20 protein-coding genes are annotated in these 19,919 nt (G+C 64.0%); 14 read left to right on the plus strand and 6 right to left on the minus strand.

What is annotated here, in order from left to right:
- Window positions 1-16: 16 nt before the first annotated feature.
- The 4 genes from GQA94_RS13075 to GQA94_RS13090 form a co-directional block, all read right to left on the minus strand.
- The gene (locus GQA94_RS13075; protein ID WP_158188433.1) at window positions 17-358 is read right to left on the minus strand and encodes an FKBP-type peptidyl-prolyl cis-trans isomerase; all 342 of its coding nucleotides are present in this window, start codon (window positions 356-358) and stop codon (window positions 17-19) included.
- Window positions 359-384: 26 nt separating this feature from the next.
- Window positions 385-738, minus strand: coding sequence for a YkgJ family cysteine cluster protein (locus GQA94_RS13080; protein ID WP_158188434.1), 354 nt, complete (start codon window positions 736-738; stop codon window positions 385-387).
- A gap of 73 nt (window positions 739-811) precedes the next feature.
- A complete protein-coding gene (locus GQA94_RS13085; protein ID WP_158188435.1) occupies window positions 812-1,102 on the minus strand; it encodes a GNAT family N-acetyltransferase in 291 nt (96 codons plus the stop codon).
- A 69-nt stretch (window positions 1,103-1,171) separates the two neighbouring features.
- Window positions 1,172-1,483, minus strand: coding sequence for a hypothetical protein (locus GQA94_RS13090; RefSeq protein WP_158188436.1), 312 nt, complete (start codon window positions 1,481-1,483; stop codon window positions 1,172-1,174).
- A 383-nt stretch (window positions 1,484-1,866) separates the two neighbouring features.
- Between GQA94_RS13090 and GQA94_RS13095 the strand changes: the two genes are divergently transcribed.
- Complete coding sequence (locus GQA94_RS13095; protein ID WP_158188437.1) at window positions 1,867-3,054, plus strand: acetyl-CoA C-acyltransferase family protein; 1,188 nt, start codon at window positions 1,867-1,869, stop codon at window positions 3,052-3,054.
- Window positions 3,055-3,173: 119 nt separating this feature from the next.
- Window positions 3,174-4,082 carry a chemotaxis protein CheV gene (locus GQA94_RS13100; protein ID WP_158188438.1) on the plus strand — a complete coding sequence of 303 codons (909 nt, stop codon included), beginning with the start codon at window positions 3,174-3,176 and terminating at the stop codon, window positions 4,080-4,082.
- A gap of 52 nt (window positions 4,083-4,134) precedes the next feature.
- Here the strand turns inward: GQA94_RS13100 and GQA94_RS13105 are convergent, their stop codons facing one another.
- Complete coding sequence (locus GQA94_RS13105; RefSeq protein WP_199270040.1) at window positions 4,135-5,247, minus strand: SMP-30/gluconolactonase/LRE family protein; 1,113 nt, start codon at window positions 5,245-5,247, stop codon at window positions 4,135-4,137.
- Window positions 5,248-5,608: 361 nt separating this feature from the next.
- On the opposite strand from GQA94_RS13105, the gene GQA94_RS13110 reads away from it, so the two are divergent.
- The 12 genes from GQA94_RS13110 (at window position 5,609) to GQA94_RS13165 (ending at window position 18,937) form a co-directional block, all read left to right on the plus strand.
- Window positions 5,609-7,972 (plus strand): DNA polymerase II, encoded by a 2,364-nt coding sequence (locus GQA94_RS13110; RefSeq protein WP_158188439.1) that lies wholly within the window; start codon window positions 5,609-5,611, stop codon window positions 7,970-7,972.
- Window positions 7,973-8,233: 261 nt separating this feature from the next.
- Entirely contained in the window at window positions 8,234-8,749 is a 516-nt protein-coding gene (locus GQA94_RS13115) for a MaoC family dehydratase (RefSeq protein ID WP_158188440.1), read from the plus strand.
- A gap of 98 nt (window positions 8,750-8,847) precedes the next feature.
- Complete coding sequence (dctP, locus tag GQA94_RS13120; RefSeq protein WP_158188441.1) at window positions 8,848-9,849, plus strand: TRAP transporter substrate-binding protein DctP; 1,002 nt, start codon at window positions 8,848-8,850, stop codon at window positions 9,847-9,849.
- Between the two features lie 4 nt (window positions 9,850-9,853).
- Window positions 9,854-10,426 carry a TRAP transporter small permease gene (locus GQA94_RS13125; protein WP_199270041.1) on the plus strand — a complete coding sequence of 191 codons (573 nt, stop codon included), beginning with the start codon at window positions 9,854-9,856 and terminating at the stop codon, window positions 10,424-10,426.
- 9 nt (window positions 10,427-10,435) lie between these two features.
- Entirely contained in the window at window positions 10,436-11,707 is a 1,272-nt protein-coding gene (locus GQA94_RS13130; RefSeq protein ID WP_158188443.1) for a TRAP transporter large permease, read from the plus strand.
- 10 nt (window positions 11,708-11,717) lie between these two features.
- Window positions 11,718-13,130 carry an MmgE/PrpD family protein gene (locus tag GQA94_RS13135; protein WP_158188444.1) on the plus strand — a complete coding sequence of 471 codons (1,413 nt, stop codon included), beginning with the start codon at window positions 11,718-11,720 and terminating at the stop codon, window positions 13,128-13,130.
- Between the two features lie 18 nt (window positions 13,131-13,148).
- Window positions 13,149-14,300, plus strand: coding sequence for an acyl-CoA dehydrogenase family protein (locus GQA94_RS13140; RefSeq protein ID WP_158188445.1), 1,152 nt, complete (start codon window positions 13,149-13,151; stop codon window positions 14,298-14,300).
- Complete coding sequence (locus GQA94_RS13145; protein WP_158188446.1) at window positions 14,297-15,481, plus strand: CaiB/BaiF CoA transferase family protein; 1,185 nt, start codon at window positions 14,297-14,299, stop codon at window positions 15,479-15,481. Before GQA94_RS13140 ends, GQA94_RS13145 begins: the two co-directional genes overlap by 4 nt.
- 1 nt (window position 15,482) lies before the next feature.
- Window positions 15,483-16,247 carry a GntR family transcriptional regulator gene (locus GQA94_RS13150; RefSeq protein WP_158188447.1) on the plus strand — a complete coding sequence of 255 codons (765 nt, stop codon included), beginning with the start codon at window positions 15,483-15,485 and terminating at the stop codon, window positions 16,245-16,247.
- A complete protein-coding gene (locus GQA94_RS13155) occupies window positions 16,247-17,446 on the plus strand; it encodes an MFS transporter (RefSeq protein ID WP_158188448.1) in 1,200 nt (399 codons plus the stop codon). Before GQA94_RS13150 ends, GQA94_RS13155 begins: the two co-directional genes overlap by 1 nt.
- Before the next feature lie 27 nt (window positions 17,447-17,473).
- On the plus strand, window positions 17,474-18,280 hold the full coding sequence (locus GQA94_RS13160) for an HpcH/HpaI aldolase/citrate lyase family protein (RefSeq protein WP_158188449.1): 807 nt from the start codon (window positions 17,474-17,476) through the stop codon (window positions 18,278-18,280).
- Between the two features lie 24 nt (window positions 18,281-18,304).
- The gene (locus GQA94_RS13165) at window positions 18,305-18,937 is read left to right on the plus strand and encodes a TetR/AcrR family transcriptional regulator (protein WP_233270157.1); all 633 of its coding nucleotides are present in this window, start codon (window positions 18,305-18,307) and stop codon (window positions 18,935-18,937) included.
- A 72-nt stretch (window positions 18,938-19,009) separates the two neighbouring features.
- On the opposite strand, the gene GQA94_RS13170 is transcribed toward GQA94_RS13165, so the two are convergent.
- Entirely contained in the window at window positions 19,010-19,798 is a 789-nt protein-coding gene (locus GQA94_RS13170; protein ID WP_158188451.1) for a WecB/TagA/CpsF family glycosyltransferase, read from the minus strand.
- Window positions 19,799-19,919 lie beyond the last annotated feature (121 nt).

Below are 19,919 nucleotides of genomic sequence, written 5' to 3' on the forward strand. Positions count from 1 at the left end.
GCAATCGCCGTGGTCGTCAGTCGTCGCGCGTCAGCACCTCCAGCAACTCGATTTCAAAGTACAGGTCGGAATTCGGCCTGATGTGTTTGCCCACCTGGCGTTCGCCGTACGCCAGATGGGCCGGGACGTGGAGTCTGCGCCTGCCGCCGACCCTCATGCCCATCAGCCCGATGTCCCAGCCCTTGATCACGCGGCCTGTACCGATCACGCACTGGAAGGGTCTGCCGCGCTCATGACTGGAGTCGAAGACCGTGCCGTCTTCAAGCTGGCCGCGATAGTGGGTGGTGATCAAGGCGCCCTTGACGACTGGCTTTCCTGAGCCGAGTTCGAGGTCTTCGATCTGCAATTCGTCGCTCATGTGCTTGTCTCTTTGAATGAACCGATTCAGACCAATACCTGGCGCGTGCTGGCGATAAGCCGGTGCACCTGCTTCTCCACTTCCGGCGGGGTGGCCGTCTCCGGGCCGCGGCCACGGGGGCAGGGCAGGCTCGCAGTGGTGCCGAACAGCCGGCAGATCAGTGGGCGCTCGGTATAGGCCTCACAACCTGCGGGGCCGAGATGCACGCAATTCCAGTGTGCCAGTGCGGCGTCATGCTGCGCGTCACTGCGCCGTGGCAGCCGGGCCATTTCTTCGGAGGAGGCTGTCACAGGCCCGCAGCAGTCATGGCAGCCGGGCTCACAGGCGAAGCCTGGAATCTGTCTTCGCAGCCGATCGATCGTGCGATTGGTACAACTCATTGCCGGTCCGTCCGGGGTGGGGCGCGCATCGTACCCGCTGGCAGGCGACCATGGGGCCTGTCCGCGCGCTTTTTTATGCCGGCGAGTCGAGGATGTCGTTCCAGTCCGGGTGTTTTTTCACATAGTCCGCAACGAATCCGCACACCGGCACCACGCGCTTGCCGCGTCGGCGGGCGTCGTCGAGCGCCGCTCGGACCAGCACGCTGCCCATGCCCTGGCCTGACAGGCTCGGATCAACCTCGGTATGCGTGAAGACCTGGCGTTCGCCATCGTCTCGGTATTCGGCGAAGCCGAGCGCCTCGCCGCCCATTTCCAGCACGTAGCGGTGGGCGCTTTCGTCGTGTCGTACGGTTGCGTCGGTCATCGAGTGGTTCCTTCTGCGGTATCGGTATGCCGGCGCGATCAAGGTTGCGCGCGGCCAAGCGGGCAGTGTTTAGAGTGCGTCGACCAATGCTTTGCCCATCTCGCAGCCGCGCGCGAGCGCTTCGTCGAAACTGGCGTAATGCCGGGCCTGGTCGACCCGCACCGGGACGATGATTTCGAGGTCTTTCACGACTTCAGCTCCCACCGCCCAAAGCGTCTCGCCGAAGGTTTCGTATTCGTAGCCGGTAATGTGCACGATGACATCGTGGTCGCGGTAGACCAACCGGTGACTGTGCGGGATCTGGTGATCGCTGCCGCTGGGGATGTGCGCCGGCGCATCGAAGTAGGGTTGTTCGGCGTCCGGTTTGACGGCCTTGCTCATTGCGGGACCTCCTCGGGTTGTCTGGATTGGGCCGAGGTCACGGCCCATCGTTCCCGAGCCAGGCGATGCGCGCGATGAACGTGTATCGGCCGGGGGCGATCTCCGCTGGCGCGAACGGCCGCCGACTCCCGTTCAAGGACTGAAATACTGCCTCTTCGAGCTGCAAGCCGCGTGGCCAGGCGGCGTTGATCGCGAGCGATGCGCCGACAGCGCGCTCGGCACCCTTAGTACCGGCAGCCAGGATGTGACCGGTGCGTTCTGCAAAAAAACAGGGCGCCTGTGCAGCGTTGGCGTGTTGCTCTATCGAGCCATCCGGTTAGGATCGGCCAATCCGCTGCCGATTCGCTCGGCGCGTCAACCGGTCAGATAGAAGGGAACCCACCATGACAGCACGCGAAATCGTCGTCGTCGGCGCCGTCCGCACCGCGATCGGCACCTTTGGCGGCGCGCTGAAGGACGTCGACCTGTCCACCCTGGCAACCACCGTCTGCCGCGCGGCGCTGGAACGCTCCGGCACGCCAGCCGATGCGGTGGGCCACGTGGTCATGGGCAACGTGATACCCACCGAGCCTCGCGACGGATACCTGGCGCGGGTTGCCGCCGTGGATGCGGGCATACCGGTGCAGACCCCGGCATTCAATGTCAACCGCCTGTGCGGCTCCGGCCTGCAGGCAGTGATCTCGGCGGCGCAGTCGATCCTGCTAGGCGATGCCGACCTGGCAATCGGAGGCGGTGCCGAGAACATGAGCCGCGGTCCGTTCATCTTGCCGAACATGCGCTGGGGCGCGCGCCTGGGCGACAGCCAGGCGGTCGACTACATGAACACGCTGCTGCACGATCCCTGGGGCAAGTTCCACATGGGCGTAACCGCCGAGAACGTGGCCGAGCGCTACCGAATCAGCCGCGAACGGCAGGATGCGCTGGCACTGCAAAGCCAGCAGCGCGCCGCACACGCGCTGCAAAACGGTTATTTCCGCCAGCAGATCGTTTCGGTCGAGACCGGCGGGCGCAAGGGCACCACCGTTTTCGACACGGACGAGCACGTGCGGGCGGACCTGACCGCCGAACGGCTTGCGGCGCTGAAGCCGGTGTTCAAGAAGGAGAACGGCACCGTGACCGCGGGCAACGCCTCCGGTCTGAACGACGGCGCCGCGGCGCTGGTACTGGCCGAAGCCGGACGGGCGCGGGCCCTGGGTCTGACGCCCATGGCACGGCTGGTCGGTTACGCCCATGCCGGCGTCGAGCCTGCGCTCATGGGGATCGGACCGGTGCCAGCGGTGCGCCAGCTGCTCGAGCGGACTGGCATTCGGCTCGAGCAGATCGATGTGATCGAGGCCAACGAAGCCTTTGCCGCCCAGGCCTGCGCCGTGATGCAGGAACTCGACATGGACCCGGCGCGGGTCAATCCCAATGGCTCCGGCATATCACTCGGACACCCGGTGGGCGCGACCGGCGCGATCATCAGCGTCAAGGCGATCCACGAGCTTCAACGCATCCAGGGCCGCTATGCATTGGTGACCCTGTGTATCGGCGGCGGGCAGGGCATCGCTGCGCTTTTCGAGCGTTGCTGACCTGCAATGGCCATTGGTCGAAAGGCGTTCGGACGACTGAAGATTCCGCTGCGCCGGCCGACAAGCTCTGACGAGGTGATATCGACGCAACGAGATCCGCTTTTCCCCCAGGACTAACCATGAACAACGCATCCGCCACCGACGCTTTATCGCTACTGCTGTTCACGCTGCGCAGCGGCAAGCAGATGGCGATCAACCTGTTGAAAGTCAGCGAAATCATACCCACGCCTTCGTTGACGCGGCTTCCCGAGTCGCATCCACATGTGCGAGGCGTCGCTACGCTGCGCGGCCAACCGTTATCGGTGATCGATCTGAGCCTGGCCATCGGCATGGCGCCCTTGCAGGACCCCAGGGGCGGTTGTCTGATCGTGACTGACATCAGCCGCTCGAAGCAGGGCTTGCACGTGCAGGCCGTGGTCAGGATCGTGCACATCCAGTCCTCGAAAATCCTGCCGCCGCCCTACGGCGCGCGCAACAGTTCGTTCATTACCGGCACGGCCGAGGTGGACGGCGAGCTGATCCAGATTTTGGACGTGGAAAAGGTCATTCACAATATCGCGCCGGTTCCGGGCGACGCGGACATTTCCTATCTCGATGATCAGGATGCGCAACTGCTGACCGAAACGCGTGCCCTGATCGTCGATGACAGCCAGGTGGCGATCCACATGTCGGTGTCGGCGCTGAGCAAGATGGGCATCACCTGCCATGCGGTGCGCAGTGCCCGCGAGGGATTCGAAAAACTCGCCAGCCTGAACAACAGCTACGAGGCGATCAACGTGGTGGTGTCGGATATCGAGATGCCGGAAATGGACGGCTACTCATTCACCCAGGCGCTGCGCAACCACCCCGATTACGCCTCCATCTATGTGCTGCTGCACACTTCGCTGGATAGCACCATCAGCACCGACAAGGCCAAGGCAGCCGGCGCCAATGACATCCTTACCAAGTTTTCACCGCCCGAAATGGCCAGGTGCATGCTGCGTGCGGCAAGGGTCATCCACCTTGGCGACGACGCTTCGGTGGCCTGAACCGATGCATGGCGGCGTGGCGTGATGCTCGGCCACCGCCGCCCGTGCTGGATCAGGCGCGCTGGCCGAAGGTCGCATCCCGAGTGTTGACGTAGAGCGCGTAGAGCGAATGGCTGCTGGCCATGAACAGTCGGTTGCCCTTGCTGCCACCGAAGCACAGGTTGGCGCAACGCTCCGGCAGCCTGATCCTGCCGATCGCCTGGCCCTGTGGATTGAAGATCATCACGCCGTCGAGGTCGGCGGTCACGGCGTCCGGTGAGCCGGAACTGCCCCAGCCGCACCACAGGTTTCCGTCCTCATCGCATTTGATACCGTCCAGCGCGCCATGGGTCGGCGCTTCGATGTGCTGGCGGCGCACGCCCAGGCTGCCGTCGTCATTGACCGGATAGGCCCAGACCAACCGATTGGGCTTTGCCCTGCCTTCGACGACATACAAGGTCTTCTGATCAGGCGAGAAGCACAAGCCGTTGGGGCCGGCGATCGATTCGATCACGCGGGTCACGGCACCGGTCTGGTCATCGATGCGGTAGACGCCGTCGGACAGTTGCGTCTCGATCTTGTGACCCTCGTAATAGTTGGCGGTCTGGAAGGGCGGGTCGGTGAACCAGATCGAGCCGTCTCGCCTGACGGCAATGTCGTTGGGCGAATTGAAACGCTTGCCTTCGAAACGGTCGGCCAGAACGGTGATGCTGCCATCCGGCTCGGTGCGGGTGATGCGACGGCCCAGGTCGTGGGTGGTCGAGCCCTCGCAGACCAACAGCCGACCTTGAAGGTCGCGGCCGAGGCCGTTGGAATGGTTCGACTGATGACGATAGACGTCGAACGAGCCGGTAATCTCGTCCCAGCGCATGATGCGGTTTTCCGGAATATCGCTGACCAGCAGGTAACGGCCGTCGCCTATCCAGACCGGCCCCTCGGCCCAGCGCATGCCGCCAGCGATCTTCTCGACGCTTGCATTGAACAGCCGGTACTTCGCGAAGCTCTCATCGAGAATCTCCACGTGCTCATCCGGGTAGCGTTGGCTCAGCGGTTCGGCCACGGCGAGACGGGACAGGCCCAGGCTGCTCATCGAAGCGATGCCGGCAGACACCATCAGCGAATTTCGCAGAAAGGTGCGGCGGGCGCTGTCCGGATCGGAGGAAGAAAGCTCGGTTTTATCAGTCATGGCGATGCGTCCTGGTTATTTCGAGGGTGAGTGAATCCGTTCCGCCCGTGATGGCGGTCGCGAAGGCTAGGGGTCAGCGGGACAGTCGAAGCAGGCTGTAGGTGACGCGGCGGCGCCGGTGCTTCGGTGGTGGAGCGTGCGAAAGGGACATTCAATTACCCCGTTGTTATTTTAGTTGTCGTACAACATGGCAGAGTATTGATAGGCAATTGCCGCTTGTCAAAGCGTGTCTCAGGGTTATGTCGCCTGGCTGAAGGTTGGGTAGGCGCTTGTCATCGTATGACTGGATGGCGTGTTTATCGGACCATACCCACCGTCGCCACGTACAATGAGCTCCTCGTAGAGATGAGGATGGGCGACGGTGGATGTACAGCAGGGCTTTGTCCTGACCCGGCACTGGCGCGACACGGCAGCCGGCACCGAGGTCGAGTTCTGGCTGGCGACCGATGCCGGTCCGCAGCGGCTACGCGTGCCGTATCAACCCTCGGTTGCGTTCGTCCCAGCGGTGCAGCAACGCGAGGTCGAACGGCTACTCCGCGGCGAGCGCGACGTCGAACTTCGACCGTTGGCCCTGGCCGATTTTCGTCATCGGCCGGTGCTCGGCCTGTATTGCAGGCAGCACCGTCAGTTGATGAATCTGGAAAAGCGCCTGCGGGCCGCCGGGCTGGATGTCTATGAAGGCGATATCCGTCCGCCGGAGCGTTATCTGATGGAGCGCTTCATCACCGCGCCGGTCAGCTTTACCGGTACGGCGGATGCGCAGGGCGTGCTCGTCCAGGCCCAGCTCAAGCCCGCGCCGAGCTACCGGCCCCGGCTCAAACTGGTCTCGCTGGATATCGAAACCACCCTGCGCGGGGAGCTGTATTCCATTGCGCTGCAAGGCTGCGGCGAGCGTCAGGTCTACATGCTCGGGCCGGCCAACGGCGATGCCAGTGCAGTGGACTTCCAGCTGGACTATTGCGACAGCCGCAGGCAACTGATCGAGCGTTTGAACGAGTGGCTGGCGCGCCATGACCCGGATGCGATCATCGGCTGGAACCTGGTCCAGTTCGACCTGCGCGTGTTGCGCGAACAGGCCCAACGCTACCAGGTGCCGCTGCGCCTCGGGCGCGGCGGCGAGGAGATGGCCTGGCGCGAACATGGCAGCCGCAGCCAACACTTTTTCGCAGCGGCCGCAGGGCGGCTGATCATCGACGGTATCGAGGCGCTGCGCTCGGCCACCTGGAGCTTCCCCTCGTTCAGCCTGGAAAACGTCGCGCAGACGTTACTCGGTGAGGGCAAGGCGATCGACACGCCCTATCAGCGCATGGACGAGATCAACCGCATGTTCGCCGAGGACAAGCCGGCCCTGGCGCGCTACAACCTCAAGGACTGCGAACTGGTCACGCGGATCTTCGACAGGACCGAACTGCTGACCTTCCTGCTCGAGCGTGCCACGGTCACCGGCTTGCCCGCTGACCGCAGCGGGGGTTCGGTGGCCGCTTTCGAACACCTGTATATCCCGCTGATGCACCGCCGGGGCTTCGTCGCGCCCAACCTCGGTGAGCGCCCCCCCGAGGCGAGCCCTGGTGGTTTCGTGATGAACTCGCAGCCGGGGCTGTACGAGTCGGTGCTGGTACTGGACTACAAGAGCCTTTATCCGTCGATCATCCGCACCTTTCTCATCGATCCGGTAGGGCTGGTGGAAGGCATGCGCGAACCGGGTGACAGCGAGTCGGTGCCCGGCTTTCGTGGCGCCCGGTTTTCCCGCGACCATCATTGCCTGCCGGCCATTGTCGAGCGCGTCTGGCAGGGGCGCGAAGCGGCCAAGCGCGACGGCAACAAGCCACTGTCGCAGGCACTGAAAATCATCATGAACGCTTTCTACGGCGTCCTCGGCTCAAGCGGCTGCCGCTTCTTCGACCCGCGCCTGGCCTCGTCCATCACCTTGCGCGGCCACGAGATCATGCGGCGTACCCGTGAGCTGATCGAGGCTGAGGGCTACAGCGTCATTTATGGCGACACCGACTCCACGTTCGTCTGGCTCAACCGGGCGCATAGCGATGAGGAGGCGGCGCGTATCGGCAGGACGCTGGTCGAGCAGATCAATGCGTGGTGGCGCGATCACCTGCAGCGCGAGTTCGGTTTGCAAAGTGCACTGGAATTGCAGTTCGAAAGCCACTTCAAGCGCTTCCTGATGCCCACCATCCGCGGCGCCGAGGAGGGCAGCAAGAAGCGCTACGCCGGGCTCGTGACGCGCCCCGACGGCAGCGATGGGCTCGTTTTCAAGGGCCTGGAAACGGTCCGTACCGACTGGTCGCCGCTGGCCCAGCAGTTCCAGCAGGAGCTGTACCGCCGCATTTTCAGCCGCGAGCCGTACCAGGACTATGTGCGCGACTACGTACGCCGCACGTTGGCCGGTGAGCTGGATGACCTGCTGATTCTGCGCAAGCGGTTGCGCCGACGGCTGGATGACTACGAACGCAACGTGCCGCCACACGTGCGTGCCGCGAGAATCGCCGACGATTACAACCAGCAACAAGGCCGGCAACGGCAGTATCAGAATGGTGGCTGGATTCGCTACCTGATGACCGTGGCGGGCCCGGAGCCGCTGGAAGCACGACGCGCGCCCATCGACTACGACCATTACGTGACGCGCCAACTGCAGCCGATCGCCGATGCCATCCTGCCATTCGTGGGCGACAGCTTCAGTGGCCTGATCGACGAGCAGCTGGGGCTGTTCTAGGACGAAGCCGACTGTGCCGGCGTCCGTGCCGTCGCCGTCCTGTCGCAGGCGGCGAGCAGGCAGGTGTCAGTCCGCTGCGCAAAGAGGCCAGCCCCGCTGATTGCCGCCATTCAGTGGGGTAATTTCGCGTGCCCGCCAGCGTATGGCTGGGCATTGAAACTTCCGTTTGAATTTTCGCCTTGACGGTTCTTCGGTTCGTTACCATAGTTTGTCCGGACAACATGACATCCGAACAAGTGGTACAACAAGAAGGAGAGCCGCATGGGCGTCAAGCAAGTGGGCGAGAACCGTTATCGTGGCCAGATCGGCCGGTATTTCGAGGAATTCCAGATAGGCGATGTCTACGAGCATCGCCCGGGGCGGACACTGACCGACGCGGACAACATTCATTTCTCGCTGATGACCATGAATTACCACCCGATGCATTGCGATGCGGCTTACGCCGCCAACAGTGAGTTCGGGAAACTCTTGATCAACAGCGGCCTGACAGTGGCAATCGTGCTGGGCATGACGGTCGCCGATGTCAGTGGCAAGGCGATCGCGAACCTCGGCTGGACAGACATCAAGCTCACCGCGCCGGTCTTCGCGGGCGACACCATCTATGCCGAATCCGAAGTGCTCGACAAGCGCGAGTCCAGCTCGCGTCCGAACCAGGGCATCGTCAAGGTGCGCACCGTGGGCAAAAAGGCCGACGGCACCGTGTTCATGATCTTCGACCGTACGGCACTTATCCAGAAACGTGAGGGCAACACCCTCGACGAGGCGGCCAATTACTGAGCCCGCCACTGGCCGGCGGCCGTCGCCGCCCAGGCAAGCAAAACGCTGTAGCTACACGAACCATCCTCAACAAAAACAATTTCGAGGAGATACCTCTGATGAAGCTCAAGCGCACTATCGCGGCCGCGGTCGCATGTTGCTCCCTGTCGTTGCTACCCGCGCATCTGTTCGCCGATGAACTGGTCTTGCCGAGCGAAGTCGCGGCCGGCCACTGGAAAACCCGTTACATGAAGGAGTTCGCCGAGGCGGTGGGCAACGGGACCGACGGAGAAATCGACGTCAAGATTTTCCCCGCGGGCCAGTTGTATAACGATCAGGATGCGCTCGCCGCGCTCGGTACCGGCGCCGTGCACATGGTCTGGCCGGTATCGGTGCGCGTGGAGTCCATCGACCCACGGGTCGGCGTCATCAACCTCCCGTTCGCCCTCGACGCCGAGCGTATGGCCAACCAGTGCTACGCCAAGGGCGTAACGGAGTTGTTGTCCTCCTACGTCGAGCCCCGCCAACTCAAGATCCTCGGGTTGCTGCGTACCGCCGATCTGTTCTTCATCTTTGCCGACCGCAACGTGCAGACGCTCGAGGACCTCAAGGGCAGCAAGATACGTGTCACTGGCGGCAAGGTGTTCCTCGATACGATCCGCAGCGTCAATGCAAGTCCCGTGTCGATGGCTGCTTCGGAGATGAGCACGGCACTGGGGCAGGGCGCGATCGACGGTGTCTTCACCTCGGCGGCGGGTTGGGCGGAAATGATCGGTTCGACCGGCAAATACGCCTACCACGTGCCCAACCTGTCCATGAGTACCTACGCGGTAGTGGTCGACAAGGGCTGGTTCGACGGACTGCCGGAGCAACAGCAGACGGCGATCAACCAGGCGCTCGAGGAGATCGTTCCGCGCCAGTGGCAGGAAGTGGCTGTCGAGGACCAGGCGCTGATCGACAAGATGGTGGCAGGCGGAGCCGAGTTCAATACCGCCTCGGCGGACGACATCCAGAAGTGGCGGCAATTGTCGGCGGCCAATATCGAGCGTTTTGCCGAGGCCTACCCGGACGTTCAGCCGAAGATGAACGAGCTGGCGCAGAGGTGTGGCAATGGGGATTGATTACATGCCGGCCAAAAAGGCGCCGCCGGCCGACTCCCAGCCCGTCCTGACACGACCGGGCGGCGCGGGATGGGGCCTCACCGGAGGCCGCTTGTTGCACAACGTCGCGACCTGTCTGTTCCTGGTGTCCATCGCCGTCATGCTGTTCGAAGGGTTGTCGCGGGCCGTGCTCGACCTCAGCTGGTTCTGGGCCGAGGAAAGCGTGCGCTATCTGATGGTCTGGGCGTTCTTCCTGACCCTCGGGGTGACCGGTCGGGCGGGGCACCATATTCGCACCGAGCTGTTGGTCGACCACCTGGGGCCGCGGTTGCGCAAGACCTGCCACCTTCTCGCCAGCCTGGTTGGGATCGCCTTCTGCAGCCTGCTGTTTTACGCCTCGCTGCCGCAGGTCCACCGGTATTACACGATGGGAATGATGACCGAGTCGAACCTCGATCTGCCGGTGTGGCTGCTGTTCCTCATCATGCCGCTGGGCGCGCTGCTCTACCTGGCCTACTACATCGGCTGCCTGGTACGCGCGTGGCGCGGCGAGGACCCATTCGCCACCTCGGACAAGGTCGAGGGATCACCCCTCTAGGAGAGCGTCATGCTGATAGTTCTTGCTCTGGTGACGATGCTGCTGTTCCTGGCCATTGGCACCCATGTGGCGGTGGCGCTCGGGCTGGTCACCACCGGTCTGATCCTGTTCGCCGCTGGCGTCCCGACCACGGTGATCGCCCAGACCGCCTTCAAATCGGTCAACAGCTACCCATTGATGGCGATCCCGATGTTTGTGCTCGCCGGCAATCTGATGATGAAGGGCAACATCGCCGAGTTGCTGATCCAGTTGGTCGGCAGCGTGGTGCGTGCGATACGCGGCGGCCTGGCGCTGACCGCCATGATCGCCAGTGTGTTCTTCGCTGCGGTATCCGGGTCCAGCGTCGGCTCGGCAGCGGCAATCGGTGCGTCGACCGTAGGCGGCCTCGACCGCGAGAATTACCCGCGGCGTTTTTCCGCTGCGATCGTCGCGGTCGGTGGCACCCTCGGGCTGATGATCCCGCCTTCGCTGGGTTTCATTCTGATCGGCTCGATTGTCGGTCTGCCGGTCGATCAGCTGTTCATCGCCGGCGTGCTGCCCGGACTGATGGAGGCCTCGTTGCTGATGATCGCGGTAATGATCTTTTCGCGTCGCGGCGGCTACGGCGGAGTGGTGCAGAAGGCTGACTGGGGCGCGTTCTCACGCAAGCTGCCGGGCGCCGGGGCCGCCTTGCTGATGCCCGTGCTGATTCTCGGCAGTATCTACACCGGTTACCTGACGCCCACGGAGGTGTCTGCGTTCGCAGCCGCCTACGCCGCGATTCTCTGTCTGCTGGTGTACCGCAGCGTCACGCTAGGCGGCGCCTGGAGCGTGGCCAAGGACTCCTTGCTGCAGACCAGCATGATCTTCGCGGTGGTCATGGGTGGCAGCCTGGTCGGCTTCGCTCTGGCACGCATGGGGGTGTCCGCCAGCCTGGTGTCCTTCATCACCGAGATGGACATCCAGCCCTGGCAGTTCCTGCTGCTGGCCAACCTGCTGCTGCTGGTGCTCGGCATGTTCCTCGACGGGGTGGCGATGATCGTGCTGACCGCGCCGCTGTTGTTTCCCGTGGCGACGCACCTTGGAATCAACCCCATGCACTTCGCCGTGATCATGGTGGCCAACGTGGAAATCGCCACGCTGACGCCCCCCATCGGCCTCAACCTCTTCGTCATGAGTGGCATCACCAAGCAGCCGGTGCATGAGGTTGCGCGTGGCGTCTTGCCCTTCTATCTGGTCCGGTTGGTCGGCTTGGCGCTGATCACCTTCGTTCCTGCCATCTCGCTCGCGCTGATCAGCTGAGGAAAGTGAAATGAACATCGCACTCGATACAACCAACGCAACGCAACTCATCGCCGGTACGCTGGCTGAATTCGCCGCCACGCTGCGGTACGAGGACATCCCCACCGACATACGCGAACGGGCCAAGCACTTGATGCTCGATGGCATTGGCATCGCGTACGCCTCGACCCACTACGATTTCGCGCACCGTTCGCTGGCCGCGGTCACCGAACTGGGGCAGGGCGACAGTGACGTGATCGGCCTGTCGGCGAAGCTGAGCCTGCGCGACGCCGTACTGATGAACGGCATCCTCGTCCACGGTCTGGATTTCGACGATACCCACGGCCCAGGCATCATTCACGCCACCGCCAGTTGCCTGCCCACCGCGCTGGGGGTAGCCGCCCACCTGGGCATCAGTGGCCGCGAACTGCTGACCGCCTACGTACTGGGAATGGAAGTGGCCACTCGTCTCGGTTCGGTGGCCAAGGGAGGCTTTCACCAGGTCGGTTTTCATCCGACCGGACTGGTCGGCGCCTTCGCGTGCGCCCTGATTGCCGGCCGGCTCCAGGGCCATAACGCCGCGCAGCTGGCAATGGCCCAGGGCATTGCCCTGAGCACGGCCAGCGGCAGCATGGAGTTCCTCCAGGACGGCGCCTGGACCAAGCGGATGCATCCGGGCTGGGCGGGTGTGGCTGGCGTCACGTCGGCAACGCTCGCGCGGCACGGCTTCATCGGCCCGAAGGCGGTTTACGAAGGCCGTTTCGGGCTGTTCAAGAGCCATCTCGGCCCGCTTGAAGAGGCCTGTGATTACGCCCTTGCCACCGAAGGTCTGGGCCGGCACTGGGAGATCGATAACGTCTCGGTCAAGCCGTTGCCGGCGTGCCACTTCACCCACGCCTGCGCCGACGCGGCCGTGCTGATCGGCCAGCAGCCGGGCTTCGATCTGCAGCAGATCGCCCACATTAAGGCGCTGGTACCTGCCGGTGTAATCAAGACGGTATGCGAGCCCGAGCAGTACAAGCGCCAACCCCAGAACACCTACGACGCACAGTTCAGCATTCCCTACGCGGTGGCCAGCGGCCTGGTACGTGGACGCTTCGGGCTGTCGGAGATCGACCCGGCCGCCATTGGCGACAAGGAGGTGCTGCGCGTCGCCAACCTGGTCGAGTATGCAGCCGACCCGGATTCGACCTTCCCGCGCCACTACACCGGGGAGGTGATCGTCACCCTTCGCGACGGAACCGTGCTGCGCCATCGCGAGGCGATCAACCGAGGCGGTTGCGATCGTCCGCTGGCCAACGGGGACATCGTCGAGAAGTTTCGCGAAAACCTTGCCCTGGTCGCGTCCAGCGCGCGTGCCGAAGAGGTCCTGCAAGCCGTACTCACCCTCGATAACGCCGTGTCGGCCAAGGCTGTCTCCAGCGCCTTGGCGGCCCGCGCCTGACTTTCAAGGAATAGACCGATGAACGACTATAACGAACAAGAAGGCATGATCCTCGACGCCCTGGACCGTTTCCTCGAAACCGAAGTCAAGCCGCACGTCCATGCGCTCGAACACGACGACATCTACCCGCACGAGATTGTCGAAAAGATGAAGGAGCTGGGGCTCTTCGGCTGCATCATCGCGCCCGAGTACGGTGGGCTCGGACTGAGCACGGCGACCTATGCCAAGGTCGTCGAGCGCATCTCGCACACCTGGATGTCGCTGTCGGGCATCATCAATTCGCACCTGATCATGGCGTCGGCCATTCAGCGGCATGGCACCGATGCGCAAAAGGATCAGTTTCTGCCACGCATGGCCAGCGGCGAGCTGAGAGGGGGCGTTGGGCTTACCGAGCCGGACGCCGGGACCGACCTACAGGCCATCCGCACCGTTGCCCGTCGCGACGGCGATCATTATGTGGTCAACGGCGCAAAGACCTGGATCACCAACAGCCTGCACGGCAACTGCCTGGCACTGCTGGTCAAGACCGATCCCAGCGCCGAGCCCCGGCACAAGGGGATGAGCCTGCTGATCGCCGAGAAGGGTCCGGGCTTCAAGGTGGCGCGCAAGCTGGAGAAACTCGGCTACCGCGGCATCGATACCTGCGAACTGGTGTTCGAAGACTACCGGGTGCCGGTCGATCGACTGATCGGTGGGGTAGAAGGCGTCGGCCTCAAGCATGTGCTGTCCGGCCTGGAGCTGGGGCGCATCAATGTGGCTGCACGAGGGGTCGGCGTGGCGCGTGCCGCGCTCGACGAGTCGTCCGGCTACGCCCAGATCCGCAAGACGTTCGGAAAACCGATCTGCGAGCACCAGGCGATTCAGCTGATGCTGGGCGAAATGGCCACGCGGGTCGAGGCCTCGCGCCTGTTGGTGGAGTCGGCTGCGCATGCCTTCGACAAGGGGGAGCGCTGCGACATGGAAGCCGGCATGGCCAAGTACTTCGCGACCGAGGCCGCATTGCGCAACGCCACGGACGCCCTGCGTATCCATGGCGGCTATGGCTACTCCAAGGAGTACAACGTCGAGCGGCTCTACCGCGACGCGCCGCTACTGACCATCGGTGAGGGGACCAACGAAATGCAGCGCATCATCATCGCCAAGCAACTGATCCAGAGGAGCCCGGTATGACGTTGCCACTCGAAGGCGTGCGCATCGTCGCCGTCGAACAGTACGGCGCCGGTCCGTTCGGCACCCAGCATCTGGCCGACCTCGGCGCAGAGGTCATCAAGGTGGAAAACCCGGCGGAAGGCGGAGAGGTCGGGCGCAGTGTCGGTCCCTACTTTTTCGAACCAGGCGATAGCCATTTCTATCAGTCGTTCAATCGCAACAAGAAGAGCATCACGCTGGACCTGAAAAACCCGCACGACAAGGGCGTGCTGGTCGACCTGATCAAGGGGGCCGACGCATTGTTCGACAACCTGCGCGGCGACCTTCCGGTCAAGCTTGGGCTGACTTACGAACAGTTGAAAGCGCACAACCCAAAGCTGGTCTGCGCGCACCTGTCGGCCTATGGCCGTGAGGGCTCGCGCAAGGCATGGCCGGGCTACGATTACCTGATGCAGGCCGAAGCCGGCTACCTGTCGCTCACGGGCGAGCCCGACGGTCCGCCGGCGCGCTTCGGTATTTCGATCATCGATATGATGACCGGAACCACGGCGGCGCTGGCGCTGGTATCGGCGCTGGTCGGCGCCCGCGCCACCGGGATAGGGCGCGATATCGACGTAAGCCTTTATGATGTCGCGATGCACAACCTCAGCTACCTGGCCACCTGGTACCTCAACGAGGGCGTGATGACCGAGCGTGCGCCTCGCTCGGCACACCCTTCGCTGACGCCCAGCCAGCTCTACCGTACAGCGGACGGCTGGATTTTCCTGATGTGCAACAAGGAGAAGTTCTGGGCGGTGCTGGCGAACCTGATCGGCAAGCCGGAATGGACGACCGACCCCCGCTATTGCAACTTCAAGGCGCGATTGCAGAACCGCGAGCGGCTGACCGAGGAGCTCGATGCCGTCCTGATGACCGCCAGCACCGAACAGTGGCTGGAGCGCTTCGGGGGGCAGGTGCCGGCGGCGCCGGTCAATGACGTTGCCCAGGCGCTGGACAGTTCGTTTGCCAGGGAGCAGGGGTTGATCGTCGAGATGCAGCACCCGGCCCGTGGCCCGGTCCAGACCGTGGCTTGTCCGATTCGCTGTCCCGGCGAGACGCTACCGAGCGAACCCGCGCCCCGGCTCGGCGCCGACACCGAGGCATTGCTTGTGGAGTTGGCGCGTGCGAAGGGGCGCCTCGAATCTTTTACAGGAGTCAAATGATATGAGCCAGGGTCTGCCATCCCTGCTGTCCGGTGGGCAACCGCGCTATCTCGTTCTCGCCCAGGCGTTGATCGACGACATCAAGGCGGGGCGCTATCCACTGGGCAGCCTGTTGCCGACCGAACATGAGCTGTGTCAGCAGTTCAGCGTGAGCCGGCATACGGTGCGGGAGGCGATCCGTCGCTTGAGTGAGTTGGGTCTGATCAGCCGCCAGCAGGGCGTCGGTACGCGGGTGAAGGCCACGGAAGTGGCCTCTCGTTACGTGCAGGCGAGCGAGGGCATCGCCGACCTGCATCAGTATGTGCGCGACGTGCGCCTGGAGATCGACGCGATCGGGGACGTGACGCTCGACGATGCCCTTGCCGAGTTGCTGGAGGCAAAACCCGGACAGATCTGGCTGCATGTCAGGGGGTTGCGTCATCGCGAGGGCGACACCGAGCCGCTGGCGCGTTCGGACGTGTATATCAATCGTGCCTATCGCGGCATCGCCGACGATCTCGGCGACGGGACGCAGCCGATCTACGCACTGATCGAGCGCCGATACGGCGTCCAGGTCGTCGAGGTAAGCCAGCACCTCAGCGCGGTCAACATCGGCGAAGCCGACGCGCGGTTGCTGGATGTCGAACCGGGCGAGGCCGGGCTGCAGGTCATACGCAAGTATTTCGGCGCCAACCAGGAGCTGCTCGAAGTCGCGATCAGCCTGCATCCGGGCTCTCGCTTCAGCTATTCGATGACTCAGCATCTGCGTTTTCAGGGAGCGTCCTGATGGGCAGAGGCTTTTTTCCGCTGATGGTCACCCTGGCGATTCAGGCGCTGGCGTCGATGGCGTCGTTTACCGTACCGGTACTCGCGCCGGCTGCGGCTCGGGAGCTGGCCGGTCCGGTCGCGCTGGTGGGCGTCTATGTCGCCCTGATCTACCTCAGTGCGATGGTGACCAGCCTGCTCAGCGGGGGCTGGGTCGTCCGTTTTGGCGCCATCCGGATCAGCCAGGTCTGCCTGCTGCTGTGCACGGCCGGCCTGCTGTGCGCGGCCAGCGGCACGCTCACCGGGATGGCCTTGAGCGCCTTGCTCATCGGCGCCGGCTACGGGCCGGTCACGCCCGCGAGTTCGCATATCCTGGCGCGTACCACGCCGGCGCACCTGATGGGCTTCATGTTTTCGTTGAAGCAGACCGGCGTGCCACTGGGCGGCGTGCTCGCCGGGGTCATGGTGCCGAGTCTGGTGGCCACGGTGAGCTGGCAGGGCGCCGCGATCGCGGTGGCGCTGGCCTGCGCCACGATGATGATCATTGCCCAACCTTTCCGCGCCGCACTGGACGATGACCGTCAGCCCGGGCATGCAGGCCCTCGCGACCCCTTGCGGCCACTGGTACGGGTATTCCAGCACCGACCGATTCGCGACCTGGCGCTGTGCTCGTTCTGCTTCGGCGCCATGCAGCTGTGCCTGACCACCTATCTGGTCACCTACCTGACCCACGAGTATGGCTTGCCGCTGACCACCGCCGGCCTGGTGCTGGCCATTACCCAGGGCGCCGGTATGGTGGGCCGCTTGTTCTGGGGCTGGATCGCCGATCGCTGGCTGGCACCCAGGCGACTGCTGCCGCTGCTGGCGCTGGCGATGGGCCTGGCGGCGGGCTTGACCGCTGCGTTCGACGCGGATTGGCCATTGGCGGTGGTGATGCTGGTCAGCGCGCTGTTCGGCGCCACGGCGATCGGCTGGAACGGCGTTTATCTCGCGGAAGTCGCCCGTCTGGCGCCGCCTGGCACGGCCGGGCTGTACACAGGTGGCACGCTGTTTTTCACCTACTTCGGCGTGGTTGCCGGCCCGCCCGTGTTCGCGCTGATCGCCGAGGCGAGTGGTTCGCTGGCCAGCGGCTATGCCACCTTCGCTGTGTTGTTGCTGGCGATCGGCCTGCTACTGGGTCATTTCGCTCGACGGCCAGCGCCTGTAACCGGCTCGCTCTGAGCCGGGACTCGCCCCAACGGAGGAATCATGCTCGCACGGTCCTACTTGTTCGTACCCGGCGATCGTCCGGAACGCTTCGAAAAAGCCTGCGCCAGCGGCGCTGACGCCGTGATCCTCGATCTCGAGGATGCGGTCGCGCCCGAGGGTAAGGACTCGGCGCGTGAAGCCGTGCGCGACTGGCTTGCCCAGGGCGGTCGTGCATGGGTACGCCTGAACGCTACCGAAACGCCCTGGTTCGAAGACGATTGCAGCCTGTTCGACGCACCGGGTCTGCTGGGTGTCTCGCTGCCGAAGGCGGAAACCGCCGGGCAGCTGCGCCAGTTGGCCGAACGTCTGCGCGACCCGTTGCGCATACTGCCTATCGTCGAGACCGCACGCGGTATCTGGCATGCGGGCGAGCTGGCGGGCGCGCCGAAGGTGGAGCGGCTGGCGTTCGGCTCGGTGGATTTCCAACTCGATACCGGCATCGTAGGGGATGGCCGCGAACTGCTGTACGCCCGTTCACGGCTGGTCCTCGCCTCGGCGATGGCCCGTATCGGCGCGCCAGTGGACGGCGTGACGGTACAGCTCGACGATGTCGCGCGGCTTGAAACCGATGTGCTCGACGCGCGGCGCATGGGGTTTGGTGGCAAGCTTTGCGTGCATCCGCGGCAGGTCCAGCCGATCAACCAGGGGTTCCTGCCGACGTCGGAGGAGGTGGCTTGGGCGCATGAGGTCATGGCAGTTGTCGAGGCGCACGAGGGCGTCGGCGCCATCAGCCTGCACGGCAAACTCATCGACCTGCCGGTGATCACCCGTGCCAGACGCATCCTCGACAGCGCCGCGACGGCCTGACACGCCATGGATCGGTACGTTTGGGTGAGTGATCGCGTTGATCGTCTGGAGTACGCAGCGCCTCGAGAACGGCTCAAGCAAGCGGCCGAGCGGTTGTTCGCCGACCATGGATTTCACCGGCTCAGCCTGCGTCAGCTGGCAAGCGAAGTCGGCATGCTTCCGGGCTCGCTATATGCCCATTTCGACGGCAAGGACAGCCTGCTTCAGGAACTCATCGAGGACGGTTACGAAGCCTTGGTCGAGGGCGCCCGCACCGAGCTGCATCACGCGCCGCACGGGGGCGCTCTGGAGGCGCTGGTGCGCCACCATCTCAGGTTTCGCCGTGACCATCCGTGCTGGTTCGCCCTGGCGACGGGTGAACGCCGCCACCTCGCCGCGCAACGGCAGGCCGAGATCATCCGCTACGAAGGCGAGTACGAGCACTTGTTCGTCCATGCGCTCGGTGCAGGCGCGGCCCGGGGCGTCCATGCCGGCGTGCGCCAACTGCTTCGCCTGCTCGATGCCCTGTCGCTGCACGACGAAGCGCACGAGGCGGCGCAGCTCAACGGCTGGGCACGCGATCTGGCGTGGCTGGCTGTACGGCAGCTGGCAGCCGGGCAGGTCACCGTGCCGGGCACCGGGAAACACGGAGCGGAGCGCATGGGAACGCGCGGCTGAGGTGGAACCGGTCGCTCCATAAGACGCTGAATCGCGAGGCAGGGAAGATCGACGACCGCCGCGCGCTGCCCGTCAGCGAAACTGCCGGTACACGATGGGGATCATGCGTACCGCATCGGTGGCGTAGCGCTTGGCCAGCCGTCGCGGCTCGGTGCACATACGATGCAGCCATTCGAGCGACATGCGCTGCATCCATCTCGGCGCACGTCTGACCTTGCCGGAGAGGAAGTCGATGGATGCACCGACGCAGAGTCCGACCCCTCGTGCTCGACCATCGGCCCGGATCAACCGCCCGAGGATTTCCTGGCGCGGGCAACCCACGGCAAGCACCACGAGTTCGGCGGGGTGTCGGATGACGAAGTCCAGGCATGCCTGAACGGCCTGCGGGTGGTCGAAGAATCCCATGGGTGGGTTGTAATGAGAGAAGGTTACATTCGGGTATAGCTGGCGCATCGTTCGTATCTGCGACGCGTCGCTGCCAATCACCGTCACTCGCCAGCTCTTCGCCTCGGCGACGCACATCAGCTCGCCGGTCAGGCTGCTGCCGGGAATGACCTCGGGAACCGGGGTGCGCAGCAGCGTCATCAGGCGTTTCAACACCTGGCTGTCGCAAATCCTGTGGCTGGCGTCGGCGTAGGCGCGGCGAAGTTCGGGGTCATCCTCGAGCTGAACCACATGGTTGACGTTCGGGGTGACGATATAGCTGAAGGTGCGCTCGCTCGCCTCGATGATGTGGTCGATGAGTTGAGCATTCGATCCGTCATAGAAATCGATGTCGAACCCTCTTATCGTGCTTTGTCGATTGCAACAGGACGGTCGCTCGTCTGCATGAGTCTCCTGGCGTCCCGGGTGCTTTTGCAAAAGGTGGTCTCCTCGTTCGGCGCGTGACACTGCACGCGGGGTACGTTCAAGCTCAGCCCAGCGTTGTCATCGCTGTAGCGTTGATTGCTCTTAAACTGAACCCGGTCGAACGCAGAGGTTC

This window comes from Stutzerimonas stutzeri (assembly GCF_009789555.1).
Taxonomy (GTDB): Bacteria; Pseudomonadota; Gammaproteobacteria; order Pseudomonadales; family Pseudomonadaceae; genus Stutzerimonas; species Stutzerimonas stutzeri_R.